Annotated in this window: 11 protein-coding genes; 9 read left to right on the top strand and 2 right to left on the bottom strand. The window is 69.4% G+C overall.

Features of this window, described 5'->3' with window-relative positions; all coding sequences use genetic code 11:
* Positions 1-119: 119 nt before the first annotated feature.
* From ACFYXF_RS27795 to ACFYXF_RS27765, 7 genes are all read left to right on the top strand, one after another.
* Positions 120-1,139, top strand: coding sequence for a rod shape-determining protein (locus tag ACFYXF_RS27795; RefSeq protein WP_235479136.1), 1,020 nt, complete (start codon positions 120-122; stop codon positions 1,137-1,139).
* A 157-nt stretch (positions 1,140-1,296) separates the two neighbouring features.
* Positions 1,297-2,241 (top strand): rod shape-determining protein MreC, encoded by a 945-nt coding sequence (gene mreC, locus ACFYXF_RS27790; protein ID WP_389353412.1) that lies wholly within the window; start codon positions 1,297-1,299, stop codon positions 2,239-2,241.
* 15 nt (positions 2,242-2,256) lie between these two features.
* Complete coding sequence (gene mreD / locus ACFYXF_RS27785; RefSeq protein WP_389353410.1) at positions 2,257-2,928, top strand: rod shape-determining protein MreD; 672 nt, start codon at positions 2,257-2,259, stop codon at positions 2,926-2,928.
* Between the two features lie 131 nt (positions 2,929-3,059).
* Positions 3,060-5,327, top strand: a complete 2,268-nt coding sequence (mrdA, locus tag ACFYXF_RS27780) for a penicillin-binding protein 2 (RefSeq protein WP_389353408.1) — start codon at positions 3,060-3,062, stop codon at positions 5,325-5,327.
* Complete coding sequence (gene rodA / locus ACFYXF_RS27775) at positions 5,324-6,523, top strand: rod shape-determining protein RodA (protein ID WP_389353406.1); 1,200 nt, start codon at positions 5,324-5,326, stop codon at positions 6,521-6,523. The genes mrdA and rodA overlap by 4 nt, the downstream gene beginning before the upstream one ends.
* A gap of 175 nt (positions 6,524-6,698) precedes the next feature.
* Positions 6,699-8,201 (top strand): CHAD domain-containing protein, encoded by a 1,503-nt coding sequence (locus ACFYXF_RS27770; protein WP_389353404.1) that lies wholly within the window; start codon positions 6,699-6,701, stop codon positions 8,199-8,201.
* A gap of 105 nt (positions 8,202-8,306) precedes the next feature.
* The gene (locus tag ACFYXF_RS27765; protein ID WP_389353402.1) at positions 8,307-10,256 is read left to right on the top strand and encodes a TIGR03960 family B12-binding radical SAM protein; all 1,950 of its coding nucleotides are present in this window, start codon (positions 8,307-8,309) and stop codon (positions 10,254-10,256) included.
* A 12-nt stretch (positions 10,257-10,268) separates the two neighbouring features.
* Here the strand turns inward: ACFYXF_RS27765 and ACFYXF_RS27760 are convergent, their stop codons facing one another.
* Both ACFYXF_RS27760 and ACFYXF_RS27755 read right to left on the bottom strand, forming a co-directional pair.
* Positions 10,269-11,045, bottom strand: coding sequence for a methyltransferase domain-containing protein (locus ACFYXF_RS27760; RefSeq protein ID WP_389353400.1), 777 nt, complete (start codon positions 11,043-11,045; stop codon positions 10,269-10,271).
* A 40-nt stretch (positions 11,046-11,085) separates the two neighbouring features.
* A complete protein-coding gene (locus tag ACFYXF_RS27755) occupies positions 11,086-12,453 on the bottom strand; it encodes a serine hydrolase domain-containing protein (RefSeq protein ID WP_389353399.1) in 1,368 nt (455 codons plus the stop codon).
* A 127-nt stretch (positions 12,454-12,580) separates the two neighbouring features.
* Here ACFYXF_RS27755 and ACFYXF_RS27750 point away from each other — a divergent pair, with 127 nt between their 5' ends.
* Both ACFYXF_RS27750 and ACFYXF_RS27745 read left to right on the top strand, forming a co-directional pair.
* Positions 12,581-13,744 carry a hypothetical protein gene (locus ACFYXF_RS27750; protein ID WP_389353397.1) on the top strand — a complete coding sequence of 388 codons (1,164 nt, stop codon included), beginning with the start codon at positions 12,581-12,583 and terminating at the stop codon, positions 13,742-13,744.
* A 48-nt stretch (positions 13,745-13,792) separates the two neighbouring features.
* Positions 13,793-14,638 carry a TIGR03936 family radical SAM-associated protein gene (locus ACFYXF_RS27745; protein WP_389353395.1) on the top strand — a complete coding sequence of 282 codons (846 nt, stop codon included), beginning with the start codon at positions 13,793-13,795 and terminating at the stop codon, positions 14,636-14,638.
* Positions 14,639-14,757: the final 119 nt, after the last annotated feature.

Raw genomic sequence — 14,757 nt, 5'->3', positions numbered from 1 at the left:
GCGAGACTACGATGTAAGCCTTGCAAGCCTTCACGTCACCGCACCCACTTCGCCGCCCCAAACCAAAGCCATCACACGCTTCACTTGGGAAGGCCAGACGAATCCTGATGGGGAACTCAATGTCGTTCATCGGCCGTGACATGGCTGTCGACCTCGGGACCGCCAACACGCTGGTGTACGTCAGGGGTCGCGGGATCGTACTCAACGAGCCGTCCGTCGTCGCGATCAACACCAACACCGGTGGCATTCTCGCGGTCGGATCGGAAGCGAAGAAGATGATCGGTCGGACGCCCGGCAACATCGTTGCCGTGCGCCCACTCAGGGACGGCGTCATCGCCGACTTCGAGATCACCGAGCGGATGCTCCGCTACTTCATTCTGAAGATTCACAAGCGGCGGTATCTCGCCCGTCCCCGTGTCGTCGTCTGTGTGCCCTCGGGCATCACGGGCGTCGAGCGCCGTGCCGTCATCGAGGCCTCGTCCCAGGCCGGCGCGCGCCAGGTGCACATCATCGAGGAGCCCATGGCCGCGGCCATCGGTTCCGGCCTGCCGGTCCACGAGGCCACGGGCAACATGGTGGTGGACATCGGCGGCGGCACCACGGAGGTCGCGGTCATCTCCCTCGGCGGCATCGTCACCGCCCAGTCCATCCGCGTCGCGGGTGACGAACTGGACAACGCGATCATCCAGCACATCAAGAAGGAGTACTCGCTCCTCCTCGGTGAGCGGACGGCCGAACAGATCAAGATCACGATCGGTTCGGCGTACGACCTCGACGCTGACGAACACACCGAAATCCGCGGCCGGGACCTCGTTTCCGGCCTGCCCAAGACCGTCGTGATCTCCGCGGCCGAAGTCCGCAAGGCCATCGAAGAACCGGTCAACGCGATCGTCGACGCCGTGAAGACCACCCTCGACAAGTGCCCGCCCGAGCTGTCCGGCGACATCATGGACCGCGGAATCGTTCTGACCGGCGGCGGCGCCCTGCTCCGCGGGCTCGACGAGCGGCTGCGCCGGGAGACCGGCATGCCCATCCACATCGCCGAGGACCCGCTGGACAGCGTGGTGCTCGGCTCCGGCAAGTGCGTGGAGGAGTTCGAGGCGCTCCAGCAGGTGCTGGACGCGCAGCCGCGCAGATGACGTAACTCTTCGATTCCGCCGTACGAGATGATCTCCTCTCGTGCGGCGGATCGTTGATATAGAGGCATAAGCTCGCCCAAAGAACTCCATTGCCGCCAAAGACTCCCAAAGACTTCGTTGCCCAAAAACTCTATTGAGGAAGGCACGGCCGCCGCACGTGAGGGACACACGAGAGAGCCGGCTGCTCCTGGTGCTGCTGATCGCGATCGCGTTCGCGCTGATCACGGTGGACATCCGCGGCGGGGAGGACTCACCGGTCGACGGTGCCCGACAGGCCGCGGCAGCCGTCTTCGGGCCGGTCGAGGACGGGGTGGCCACCGTGGTCGACCCGGTCGGCGACGCGGTCTCCGCCGTACGCGACTCCGGTGAGCGGCACGACCGGCTCGCCGCGCTGGAGAAGGAGAACGCGGCGCTCAAGGCCCGCCTCGGCAGCGGCGATCGCAACCGCAGCAGACTCAACCAGCTCGACAAGATGCTGAAGTCGGCCGGTGCCGGGCAGTACGGCATCAAGGGCGCCGAGGTCATTGCCATAGGAGCGGCCCAGGGCTTCTCCTGGACGGTCACCATCGACATCGGCGCGAACGACGGCGTCAAGCGCGACATGACCGTCCTCAACGGCGACGGACTCGTCGGCCGCGTCACCACCGTCGGCCCCGGCACCTCGACCGTGCTGCTCGCCAACGACCCCGACTTCACCGTCGGTACGCGCATGGAGGGCAGCGACGAACTGGGCTTCGCCTCCGGGCAGGGCGACCGTCCGCTGCGCGTCCAGCTCCTCAACGGCAAGGCCAAGGTGCAGAAGGGCGACCGGCTCGTCACCTTCGGCTCGCAGGCCGACAAGCCGTTCGTGCCCGGCGTACCCGTCGGGGTCGTGTCCCGGGTCGATCCGTCCGGCGGCGACCTGACCCGCACGATCTACGTCACGCCGTTCGTCGGCTTCACCAAGCTCGACATCGTCGGTGTCGTCGTCGAGGCCCCGCGCACCGACCCGCGCGACACCGTCCTCCCGGCCAAGCCGAAGCCGACGCCCACACCGACGGTCACCGTCACGGTGACCCCGTCCGCGTCGGCGGCCGACGGCCAGTACCAGCAAGAGCAGTAGGAGCTGAACTTCCCCATGCGTTTCAACCGGATGCTCCTCTCCACCACCCTGGTGGTCGTCGCCATGGTGATCCAGGTGAGCGTCCTCGCCCGCCTGCACCTCCCGGGCGCCGTCCCCGACCTCCTCCTGCTGACCGTCCTCGGCCTCGCCCTGGTGTACGGCCATGTCGGCGGCGCCCTCGTCGGCTTCGGCGCCGGACTCCTCGCCGACCTCGCCCCGCCCGCCGACCACGCGGCCGGCCGCTACGCCCTCGTGCTCTGCGTCATCGGCTACCTCGCCGGCCTGGTCAAACCCGAGAACGGGCAGCTCAAGTCGGCCACAGGGCCGATGGCAGTCGTGGTCGCCGCCGCCGTCGGCACGACCCTCCTGTACGCCGGTGTCGGCGCCCTCGTCGGCGACACCGCCGCCCGCAACGTGGGCCTCGGCAGCCTGCTGTTCACGGCCGCGGTGTACGACCTGCTGCTCGCGCCCTTCGTGGTCCCCGGCATCATGTTCCTGGCCCGCAGAGCGGAGAACGATCCGCTCGCCGAGGCCAACTCCTCGGCCAAGAAGAGCGACATCTCGTCGGGCTGGCTCTCCTCCGGCACCGGACTGCGCATCGGCAGCCAGCGCGGCGGCCTGAAGGTGAAGGCGGCCCGCTCGAAGGCCGCCCGCGCCGGCCGCATCAAGGGGGTCAAGCGGCTGTGACCGCAGGAGAGTTCACTCGAACGAGTTCGCCGGGGCGGAACGCGGCCTCACAGGTCGCCCGTTCATCATTCGTACGCGCACATACGTCTACGTCACACACGTCGGCGCACTGAGAGGGGGAGGCAGCACCAGTGACCAACATTCCCGAGACCGGCCGGACGCCACGCGTCCAGATCCGGCTCGTCGTCATCCAGATCCTCGTCCTCTCCCTCCTCGGCACCCTCGGCGGCCGGCTGTGGTACCTCCAGATCCGCGAGGGCGACGCGTACGCCAAGGAGGCGTCCGGCAACCATGTGCAGCAGGTCGTGCAGCCCGCCGTCCGCGGCTCGATCCTCGACGCGCGCGGGGTGCCGATCGCGGACAACGAGACACGCCTCGTCGTCTCCGCGTCCCGCACCGAACTGCTGAAGATGGCGGACGACGGCGACGCCGTCCTCACCAAGCTCGCCGGGGTCCTGGGCATGAAGCCCAAGGACGTCAAGGACAAGGTCCGGCTGTGCGACGCCAAGACGCCCCAGCCCTGCTGGAACGGCTCGCCCTACCAGCCGATCCCCATCACCGACGAGGCCACCGCCCGCCAGGCCCTCCAGATCCGCGAGCGCTCCGAGGACTTCCCCGGCATCACCGCCGAGCCCGAGGCCGTGCGCCGGTACGCCGGCCCCGGCGGCTCCAACACCGCCCAGGTCCTCGGCTACCTCTCCCCGGTCACCGACGAGGAGATCACCAAGGCGCAGGACACCGACTCGCCGTATCTGCGCTCCGACCAGGTCGGCCGCTCCGGTCTTGAACGGGAGTACGACAAGGAGCTGCGCGGCAAGGCCGGCGTCACCCGCTACGAGGTCGACAACCTCGGCCGCGTCATCGGCACCGCCGAGGCGGACCCCGCACAGTCCGGCTCCAACCTCGTCACGAGCATAGACGCGCGGGTTCAGCGGGTCGCCGAGTACGAGTTGAACAACGCGATGAAGGAAGCCCGCAAGGAGTACGACGACAACACCAGCGAGAACTACAAGGCCGACGCGGGCGCGGTCGTCGTCATGGAGGCCAAGACGGGCCGGGTCGTCGCGATGGCGTCCAACCCGACGTACGACCCGAACGCCTGGGTCGGCGGCATCTCCGCCAAGGACTACGCCAAGCTGACCGGGAAGAACTCCAACTACCCGCTGCTCAACCGGGCGATCCAGGGCCAGGCGGCCCCCGGCTCGATCTTCAAGGTCATCTCCACCTCGGCCGCAGTCAACGCGGGCTACCCCTTCGACGGGAACTACGACTGCTCCAGCTCGTACTCGATCGGCGGCCAGGTCTTCAAGAACTACGAGTCCAAGGGGTACGGCCCGATCAGCCTCGGCCGCGCCATCGAGGTCTCCTGCGACACGGTCTTCTACCGGATCGCCCACGACGAGTGGGCGAAGGACGGCGGCCTGAAGCCGAAGAAGAGCGCCGGCAACTGGTTCTACAAGACCGCCCACCAGTTCGGCCTCGGCGCCGAGACCGGCATCGACCTCCCCAACGAGGTCTCCGGCCGCGTCCCCGACCGCAAGTGGAAGCAGGACTACTGGAAGGCCAACAAGGCCTCCTGGTGCAAGTACGGCAAGAAGGGCGGCACCTACGCCCAGCAGATCGCGTACGAGAACTGCCTCGAAGGCAATCTGATGCGCGCCGGTGACTCCGTCAACTACTCGATCGGTCAGGGCGACATCCTCGTCACGCCGATACAGATGGCGACGATCTACTCGGCGATCTCCAACGGCGGCACCCTGTACGACCCGACGGTCGGCAAGGCGATCGTCAGCGCCGACGGCAAGTCCGTCGAGGCGATCAAGCCCAAGTCGCACGGCAAGCTGCCGATCTCGCAGTCGACGCTGAAGGACATAGACGGTGCCCTTGAGGGAGTCGTCACCCGGGGTTCGGCGGCCTGGCGGTTCGGCGGCTGGCCGCAGGACAAGATCCCGATGCACGCCAAGACGGGTACGGCCGAGGTCTACGGCAAGCAGACCACCTCGTGGTTCGCGACGTACACCAAGGACTACACGATCGTCATGACGATCTCCCAGGGTGGTACGGGCTCCGGAGCCTCCGGCCCGGCTGTCCGCAAAATATACGAGGCTCTGTACGGCGTCTCCCCGGACGGAAAGATCGACAACAAGAAGGCGCTGCTGCCCACCCCGCAGAAGAGCCTGCCGAAGATCGAGTCGGACGGCTCGATCGACGCCCCGAAGATCAAGCCGTACGTCCCGGAGACGCAGGCCACCGAGGAGGCGCTCGCCCTCGCGGCCGGGCAGCTCCCGCCGGCCACGGTCGCCTCGGAGGGCACACGCACCAACCGCAGCGGCCGACGAGCACACGGTGGCCGCAAACGCAGGCGCAGGCGGAGTACGCGAAGGACGACCACGACATGACCGGCGCGAACACCTTCTCCGTCTCCGGCTACGGCCCCGAACGCTCGTCCCTGTCCCGTCTGCTGGCCCGCGACTCGCTGGCCCGCAGGCTGGACTGGCCGATACTGCTGTCCGCGCTCGCGCTGTCCTTCATCGGCGCGATCCTGGTCTACTCGGCGACCCGCAACCGCACCGAGATCAACCAGGGCGACCAGTACTACTTCCTGATCCGGCACCTCATGAACACCGGCATCGGGTTCTGTCTGATGATCGGCACGGTCTGGCTCGGCCACCGCACCCTGCGCACCGCGGTCCCGATCCTGTACGGGCTCTCGGTGTTCCTGATCCTCATGGTGCTGACCCCGCTGGGCGCGACCGTCAACGGCGCCCACGCGTGGATCGTGCTCGGCGGCGGCTTCTCGCTCCAGCCCTCGGAGTTCGTGAAGATCACGATCATCCTGGGAATGGCGATGCTGCTGGCCGCCCGTGTCGACGCGGGCGACAAGCCCTACCCCGACCACCGCACGGTCCTCCAGGCCCTGGGCCTGGCCGCCGTACCGATGATGATCGTCATGCTGATGCCCGACCTCGGGTCGGTCATGGTCATGGTCATCATCGTGCTCGGGGTGCTGCTCGCCTCCGGCGCCTCCAACCGCTGGATCTTCGGCCTGCTGGGCACGGGAGCCCTGGGCGCGGTACTGGTCTGGCAGCTCGGGGTCCTGGACGAGTACCAGATCAACCGCTTCGCCGCCTTCGCCAACCCGGAGCTGGACCCGTCCGGTGTCGGCTACAACACCAACCAGGCGAGGATCGCGATCGGTTCGGGCGGTCTCACCGGCACCGGACTGTTCCACGGCTCGCAGACCACCGGCCAGTTCGTCCCGGAGCAGCAGACCGACTTCGTGTTCACGGTCGCGGGGGAGGAGCTGGGCTTCATGGGCGCGGGCCTGATCATCCTGCTCCTCGGCGTGGTGCTGTGGCGGGCCTGCCGTATCGCCCGGGAGACGACCGAGTTGTACGGCACGATCGTCGCCGCCGGGATCATCGCGTGGTTCGCGTTCCAGTCGTTCGAGAACATCGGGATGACCCTGGGGATCATGCCGGTCGCCGGTCTGCCACTGCCCTTCGTGTCGTACGGGGGGTCGTCGATGTTCGCCGTGTGGGTGGCGGTGGGGCTGTTGCAGTCGATCAGAGTGGAACGGCCCATGTCCGCGTAGCGCTCCGCGGGATCGGCGGTTCTTTGTCCGCGGGTTCGGTGGGGGCTGGTCGCGCAGTTCCCCGCGCCCCTTTGGGGCGCGCTGTTGTTCACGTGAACGGGAGATGTGTCCCGGATGGCCAATAAGTGACCTTTGGGGACTGCCGTCGACGTCGAATCGTGACTAGATTCAATTCATGGCGGACACAAAGCGGGAAATCGAGCGGAAGTATGAATCCGACGACAGCGGGCTGCCCGATCTGACCGGTGTCGCCGGGGTCGCCGATGTCCTCGACAAGGGCACCGCCGAGCTGGACGCGACCTACTACGACACCTCGGACCTGCGTCTGGCCTCCGCGTCGATCACCCTGCGCCGCCGCACCGGCGGGTCCGACGCCGGCTGGCACCTCAAACTCCCGGTCGGCCCCGGTGTCCGCGACGAGATCCAGGTCCCGCTCTCCGACACCGTCCCCGACGAACTGGCCGGCCTGGTCCGCGCCCGGATCCGCGAGGGACAGCTCGTCCCCGTGGTCCGGCTGCGCTCCGCACGGGACGTGCGCGACCTCGTCGACGCCGAGGGCAAGCAACTCGCCGAGGTCGGCGTGGACACCGTACGGGCGGACCGGCTGTTCGGCGGTGACGGCACCGCACAGTGGACCGAGATCGAGGTGGAGCTGGCCGACGGCGGTGACATCCGCTTCCTCGACAAGGTGGAGAAGCGCCTGCGCAAGGCGGGCGTACGGCCGTCGAAGTCCGCGTCGAAGCTGGCGCGGGCGCTGGCGGAGACCAAGGGCGGACAGCCGCGCCCGGAAGCGGAACCCGCCGAGCCCGTCACCGCGGGCGATCACGTCCTCGCCTATGTCCGCGCCCAGCGGGACGCCATCGTCGACCTCGATCCGGCCGTGCGCCAGGACGCCGAGGAGTCCGTGCACGACATGCGGGTCGCCACGCGGCGGCTGCGCAGCACGTTCAAGTCCTTCGGCCAGGTGCTCGACCGGGAGGTCACCGACCCGATCGGCGACGAGCTGAAGTGGCTCGCCGGGGAGCTGGGCGTGGGCCGCGACCAGGAGGTGCTGGCCGAGCGGCTGGGCGCGGCCCTGGACGAACTGCCCTCCTCCCTGGTCCACGGTCCCGTCCGCGACCGCCTGGCCGCCTGGTCCAAGGCCGAGTACGGAGGAGCGCGCAGCCGACTGCTCGGCGTGCTGGACTCCTCGCGCTATCTGACGCTCCTCGACACCCTGGACGCCGTGGTCGCCGACCCGCCGGTGCTCAAGGCGGCGGCGAAGGATCCGGACAAGGTGCTCGCCAAGGCCGTACGCAAGGACTTCGCGAAGGTGGCCGCGCTGATCGAGGAGGGCATGGCGCAGCCGCCCGGCGCCGACCGCGACCTCGGGCTGCACGAGGCCCGCAAGAAGGCCAAGCGCACCCGCTACGCGGCCGAGGCGGCGGGCCCCGCCCTCGGCGGCCCCGCCAAGGCGCTCGTCAAGTCGATGAAGTCCCTCCAGAGCCTCCTCGGCGACCACCAGGACAGCCACATGGCCCGCGTCACGCTGGGCGAGCTGTCGGCCGTGGCGCACGCGGCGGGCGAGAACACCTTCACGTACGGGCTGCTCTACGGGCGCGAGGAAGGGCGGGCGGAGCGGGTGGAGGAGGAGGTGCCGGAGGCCTGGGCGACGGCCAAGGACGGGATGGACGTCTGAGCGAACGGAGCGGGGAACCGACCGGGGAGATCGTCGGCGGTACGGCGGGTGTCCCGGGCCGCGTTACGCTGAATGACCACCCCTGTCGGTCCACGGAAGTGCGAGATGTCAGCCGAATCGGTCTTCCCGCAGCTCGAAGCTCTGCTCCCGCATGTGCAGAAGCCCATCCAGTACGTCGGCGGAGAGCTCAACTCCACGGTCAAGCCGTGGGAGGACTGCGACGTCCGCTGGGCGCTCATGTACCCCGACGCCTACGAGGTCGGCCTGCCCAACCAGGGCGTCATGATCCTTTACGAGGTACTGAACGAGCGCGAGGGCGTACTCGCCGAGCGTACGTACAGCGTGTGGCCCGACCTTGAGGCGCTGATGCGGGAGCACGGCGTCCCGCAGTTCACGGTGGACGCCCACCGTCCCGTGAAGGCCTTCGACGTGTTCGGGCTGTCCTTCTCCACGGAGCTGGGCTACACGAACATGCTGACGGCGCTGGACCTGGCGGGCATCCCGCTGGAGTCCAAGGACCGGACGCTCGACGACCCGATCGTGCTGGCCGGCGGCCACGCGGCCTTCAACCCCGAGCCGATCGCGGACTTCGTCGACGCGGTGATCATCGGCGACGGCGAGCAGGCCGTCCTCGACATGACGGAGATCATCCGCGCCTGGAAGGCGGAGGGCCGCCCGGGTGGTCGCGAGGAGGTCCTGTTCCGTCTCGCGAAGACGGGGTCCGTGTACATCCCGGCGTTCTACGACGTGGAGTACCTGCCGGACGGCCGTATCGCGCGTGTCGTACCGAACAAGTCCGGTGTCCCGTGGCGGGTGTCCAAGCACACCGTCATGGACCTGGACGAGTGGCCCTACCCCAAGCAGCCCCTGGTCCCGCTCGCGGAGACCGTCCACGAGCGGATGTCGGTCGAGATCTTCCGCGGCTGCACGCGCGGCTGCCGTTTCTGCCAGGCGGGGATGATTACCCGCCCGGTGCGCGAACGCTCCATCACGGGCATCGGCGAGATGGTGGAGAAGGGCCTGAAGGCGACGGGCTTCGAGGAGGTAGGTCTCCTCTCCCTCTCGTCGGCGGACCACTCGGAGATCGGTGACATCGCGAAGGGCCTCGCGGACCGCTACACGGACGACAAGATCGGGCTGTCGCTCCCGTCGACCCGCGTGGACGCCTTCAACGTGGACCTGGCGAACGAGCTGACCAGGAACGGCCGCAGGTCCGGTCTGACGTTCGCCCCCGAGGGCGGCTCGGAACGCATGCGCAAGGTCATCAACAAGATGGTCTCGGAAGAGGACCTGATCCGGACGGTCTCCACGGCGTACGGCAACGGCTGGCGCCAGGTGAAGCTGTACTTCATGTGCGGTCTGCCGACGGAGACCGACGAGGACGTCCTCCAGATCGCCGACATGGCGATGAACGTGATCGCCGAGGGCCGCAGGGTCTCCGGCCAGAACGACATCCGCTGCACGGTCTCGATCGGCGGCTTCGTGCCCAAGCCGCACACCCCGTTCCAGTGGGCCCCGCAGCTCTCCGCGGAGGAGACGGACGCCCGCCTCGGGAAGCTCCGCGACAAGATCCGCGGCGACAAGAAGTACGGCCGCTCGATCGGCTTCCGCTACCACGACGGCAAGCCCGGCATCGTCGAGGGCCTGCTGTCACGCGGCGACCGCCGTATCGGCGCGGTGATCCGCGCGGTGTACGAGGACGGCGGCCGCTTCGACGGCTGGCGCGAGTACTTCTCGTACGACCGCTGGATGGCCTGCGCGGAGAAGACGCTGCCCGCCTTCGGCGTGGACGTCGACTGGTACACGACGCGCGAACGCACGTACGAGGAGGTCCTCCCGTGGGACCACCTCGACTCGGGCCTCGACAAGGACTGGCTCTGGGAGGACTGGCAGGACTCCCTCGACGAGACAGAGGTCGAGGACTGCCGGTGGACGCCTTGCTTCGACTGTGGGGTGTGTCCGCAGATGGACACTTCCATTCAAATCGGCCCCACGGGCAAGAAGTTGCTGCCGCTGACCGTGAAGCAGCCGGTGGGGACCGGGCACAGTCACTGAGGTGACCCGACGTCACGGGTGGGAGCAGATCACCGTGACGAGGGTGAACGACGCGTAGAAGGGGCCTTGGGCGAGGCCGGTGAACCAGGTCTCGCCCCGGGTCCTTTCGATGTGGCCCTCCGCGATGGCCTGTTGCATGTTGCGGCCGAGGCCCAGGGTGTGGTCGCCGTGGTCGAAGTCGGTGAAGACCGGGGTCGTGGCGATCGTCGTCTCGACGCGGAAGCCCGCCCGGGTCGCCAGGCGGGCGAGGCTGCGGCCGACGGTGGCGTGGCGGACCACCTTCTCGGTGGTGTAGCGGGTGAAGGCGCGGCTCGTCTCCAGGTCCTCCGAGTCCACCGCCAGGGTGTCCCAGTCGGGTTCCGCCAGGGCGACGAGGGCGCCGGGGCGGGTGGCGGTGCGGAGTTGGGCCAGTACGTCCGCCGGGGACCGCACATGCATCAGAACCCGGTCGATCTTGGCGCGGTCCACTGTCCCGGGGACGACGGGCAGGGCGTGTGCGTCCGCCTCCCGGAGCTCCACCGCGCTTGTGGCGGCGGTGCGTTCACGGGCCGTCGCCAGCATCGCCGGGTCCCGGTCCACGCCGATGACCCGGCCGGTCGCGCCGACGCGTTCCGCGAGGGCCGGGAGGTCGGTGCCGGGGCCGCAGCCCACGTCCAGGACGGTGTGGCCCGGGCGGAGGTCCAGCAGGTCGAGCAGTTGCCGCTTGTACGTCCGGCCGGCGTCCTCGGACGCGGCGCGCAGCATGTAGGCCGCCTGGTCGGGCCTGGGCACACCGAGGGTCTTCGTCATGGGGCCAGTCAAGCAGTTGTGTGCCGGGTGCCAAGTGGGTTCAACGGGGGCGGAGTTGGCAGGGGTGTGTGAGGAGGTTGCCCAACAGGCCCTGTGCGTCACCGGACTTGAAGGCCTGTGCCACCCCGGTGAGGGTGCCGCTGTCCGGTTCGTGGTGGAGGCGGAGTGACAGTTCCGGGCTGTTGATCCGGGCGTCCGCCGTGGGGAGCTGCAGGGGGAAGGTCGCCTGCACAGACCATGCGCGCGACGCGCTCGCCGGGGCTTCCGCGCTCTCGTCGTTCAGGTGCAGGCGGGCCCGGTCGTCCTCCGGGGAGAGGGTCAGTGACAGCGGGATGTCTCCCTCGGGGGTGCTGATCGTGCCTTGCCAGTGGGGTGTTGGGAGGGACAGGGGGCGTGCCGGGTCTTCCGTGATCGGGGAGATCGACTCGGGGGAGAAGTCGGGGACGAGGGCGGTGAGGATGTGGTGGGTGATCCTGTCGCGGGCCGCCTTGTTCGTGCTGTTGGTCAGCACCGACACCGACAGCCGCCGCTCGGGCACGGTCACGACGATCGCCGCCACTCCGCCCATTCCGCCGCCGTGGCTCTGCACCAGGGGACCGGCACCGCGTGAGAGGCACCAGCCGAGCCCGTATCCGAGGCCCGCGTTGACCGGGTGCGCCTCGCGGACGGCCGCCGCCGTCTCCGGTTTCAGCAGACGGTCGTACGACTGGGCGAAGAGGGCCAGTTGGGTGGCGGGGGCCCAGCCCAGGGTGGCGCCGGGGTGGCTGGTGTCGCAGTACGGGGGATAGGCGCGGCCGTCGGTGGTGTAGCGCGTCGCCGAGGGGGCCGGGCCGGGGTGGGTGGGGCCCAGGCGGAGGGCGGTGAGGCCCAGGGGCTCGAACACCCGCTCCCGTACGAAGTCCGCGAGACCTTGGCCCGACACCGCTTCCAGTAGGTGGCCCAGGGCTCGGTAGCCGAGGTTGGCGTACTCGAAAGCCGTGCCCGGGGGGCGGTGCAGCCGCGCGTACGGGGTCGCGTCGATCCGGTCGTCGGTGCCGGGGCCGGTGTAGTGGAAGTCGTAGTGGGCGGCTAGACCGCCTCGGTGCTGGAGGAGTTGGCGGGCGGTCGGGGCCGGCCAGCCGTGGTCGTTCGGCACGGGTACGGGGGCGTCCAGGTCCAGCAGGCCCTCGTCGGCCGCCACGCAGATCGCCGTCGCCGTCATGGGCTTGGTGACCGAGGCCAGGGCGTAGGCCGTCTCGGGGGTGGCGGGGCGGGGTGTGGTGACGTCCGCGAGGCCGTATGCCTCGGCCAGGGTCACTTCGCCGTGTTCGACGACGGCCACCGAGGCCGAGGGGCAGTTGTGCTCGTCCAGGGCCGAAGTGCAGTACTCGGCCAGCCTGTTCGGGTTCAGTGCGTTCGGCATCCCCATGCGCGCATCTTGGCATCCGCGCATGCAGGCAGGGCAAAAAGTCGTAGGTTTACGGCCCTTGTCCCTCGTCCTGGTCACTTTTCGGATACACCGCATCCGGACAGGGGGCCCGCGCGTCTACCTCGGTATGGATCTGGAGAAACCGGCCACGAAGGTCGAGGCACGGCAGCCCGAACGGCAGCCCGAAGGGTGTCTCGTCGTCGCGATTCGCATCCCTGTGCGGATCGTCGTGCTCGTGCTGGTCGTGCCGGTGCGGATGGTGTGGGACGGGCTCGTCGTCGGCTGGCGCCTCCTCATGGACGCGGTGCTGCGGCCCCTCGGGCGGGCGCTCGCCTGGGTCGCGTGGGCCGTCCTCGTCTGGCCGTTCGTCGCGCTGTGGCGGTACGTCGTCGAGCCCCTGGGCAAGGCGCTCGGCTGGCTCGGGAACGTGCTCGTCGTCGTACCCCTGGTGTGGCTCTACCGCCATGTGCTGACGCCGCTCGGTCACGGGCTCGCCTGGGTGTGCCGGGGGATCGGCGCCGGGCTCTGGTGGGTGTGTCGGGGGATCGGTGCCGGGCTCGGCTGGCTCTACGCGCGCGTGCTCACGCCTGTGGGGCGCGCGGTGCTGTGGGTGCTCAGGGGGCTCGGGGCGGGTGCGGCGGCCCTCGGGCTCGGCGCGTACGCCGTCGCCGCCTGGCTCGCGCGGTACTTGGTCGTCGTACCCGCGCAGTGGCTGTACGAGTGGATCCTCACGCCGATCGGCAGGGCGGTCGCCTGGTGTGCCCGGGGGGTCGCGTGGTGCGCCGGCATGGTGGTCACCGGGGTCGGGTTCGTTCTCTACTGGGTGCTGCGCCTGCTTCTCGTCCTGCCCGCGCTCGCGCTGTGGCGCTGGGTGCTGACGCCCGTCGGACGCGTCCTCGCCGTCATCGGGCGGGAGGTCTGGGGCGCGCTCGGACATGCCTGGCGCATCGCCGGGCACATCTCGCTCGCCGTCGGACGGTTCCTCGGGACCCTCCTTCGGTGGATCTTCGTGGAGCCCGTGCGCTGGGCGTACCAGGCCGTGCTGACGCCGGTCGGGCACTTCGTGCGGGACGCCGTTCTGCGGCCCGCCGCCGAGGCCGCCCGCAGTGTGGGGCGGGTCACCCGGCAGGTGCTGGCTGCCGCACGCGACTCGGCACGGCAGGCGCGGGCCGACTTCCGGCGGATGCTCTTCGGGGAGCCGAAGGAAGCGGTCGCCGTGGACCGGCGGGAACCAGGAGGCGTCGACGGACGTACTCTTGGTAGGAGTACGACCGCACTCACGAAGGACTGAACGACACTGGGCAAGCGACAGCCCGAAGGCCCGCCGCCCGCGCCGACGGTGCAGCGCATCCGACTGCGCTACACCAAGCGTGGCCGCCTCCGGTTCACCAGCCACCGTGACTTCCAGCGCGCTTTCGAGCGTGCGCTGCGCCGTGCCGAGGTGCCGATGGCCTACTCGGCGGGGTTCACGCCGCATCCGAAGGTGTCGTACGCCAATGCTGCAGCCACCGGCACGGGCAGTGAGGCGGAGTACCTGGAGATCGCGCTCACCGAAGCGCGCGATCCCGACAAGCTGCGCGAGCTGCTCGACGAGTCGCTGCCCACCGGGCTCGACATCGTCGACGCGGTCGAGGCCCGGACCTCCGGGCTCGCCGACCGGCTCACGGCTTCCGTGTGGGAGCTGCGGCTGGAGGGTGTGGCGCCCGAGGACGCGCGCCGCGCCGTCGACCTCTTCAACGCCGCCGAGACCGTCGAGGTCCAGCGCCTCGCCAAGAACGGCATGAGAACCTTCGATGCCCGGGGCGCGGTCGCGGGCCTGGAGGCGTTCGAAACAGGCGCTGATTCAGGTAATGAGACGCACAGTCCACAGCCCGCCGCAAGCGTCGGCTCCACTGGAGCGGCTGGCGCCGCGCCCCTTGCTGGGCCGACCGACCGGGCCTGTGCGATACTGCGCCTGGTTGTTCGGCACGTGACGCCTGCCGTTCGACCCGACGACGTCCTGTCCGGTCTCCGCGCCGTGGCCGACCTGGCGCCGCCGGTCCCCGCAGGGGTGACCAGGCTGGCGCAGGGGCTGTTCGATGAAGAGACCGGCACGGTGACCGACCCGCTCGCGCCCGACCGCGAGGCAGCGGTGGCCCTCTCCATGGCCACTCCGACTGCCGCCGCGTCGCAGGCACCGGCGTAAGGAAGGTCCCGCGAAGGGACGGACGTCGTAGCGCCGCCCTCGTACTCGGGAGCCACCTGGGTCGGGCAGCGCACCGACCACAAGACTTTCGCCAGGCCGTACGCAACATGGCGTACGGA

It is taken from the genome of Streptomyces sp. NPDC002680 (assembly GCF_042889145.1).
GTDB classification, from domain to species: Bacteria; Actinomycetota; Actinomycetes; order Streptomycetales; family Streptomycetaceae; genus Streptomyces; species Streptomyces adonidis.
Note: the sequence above shows the minus strand (reverse complement) of the source record. Positions and strands in the feature narration are given on the sequence as shown.

Excerpts from the sequence above, each read along its gene's own strand:
- ACFYXF_RS27765 (WP_389353402.1), top strand. The coding sequence starts at position 8,307 with ATGTCAGCCGAATCGGTCTTCCCGCAGCTCGAAGCTCTGCTCCCGCAT.
- rodA (WP_389353406.1), top strand. The coding sequence starts at position 5,324 with ATGACCGGCGCGAACACCTTCTCCGTCTCCGGCTACGGCCCCGAACGC.
- mreD (WP_389353410.1), top strand. The coding sequence starts at position 2,257 with ATGCGTTTCAACCGGATGCTCCTCTCCACCACCCTGGTGGTCGTCGCC.
- ACFYXF_RS27750 (WP_389353397.1), top strand. The coding sequence starts at position 12,581 with ATGGATCTGGAGAAACCGGCCACGAAGGTCGAGGCACGGCAGCCCGAA.
- ACFYXF_RS27760 (WP_389353400.1), bottom strand. The coding sequence starts at position 11,045 with ATGACGAAGACCCTCGGTGTGCCCAGGCCCGACCAGGCGGCCTACATG.
- ACFYXF_RS27770 (WP_389353404.1), top strand. The coding sequence starts at position 6,699 with ATGGCGGACACAAAGCGGGAAATCGAGCGGAAGTATGAATCCGACGAC.
- ACFYXF_RS27795 (WP_235479136.1), top strand. The coding sequence starts at position 120 with ATGTCGTTCATCGGCCGTGACATGGCTGTCGACCTCGGGACCGCCAAC.
- ACFYXF_RS27755 (WP_389353399.1), bottom strand. The coding sequence starts at position 12,453 with ATGGGGATGCCGAACGCACTGAACCCGAACAGGCTGGCCGAGTACTGC.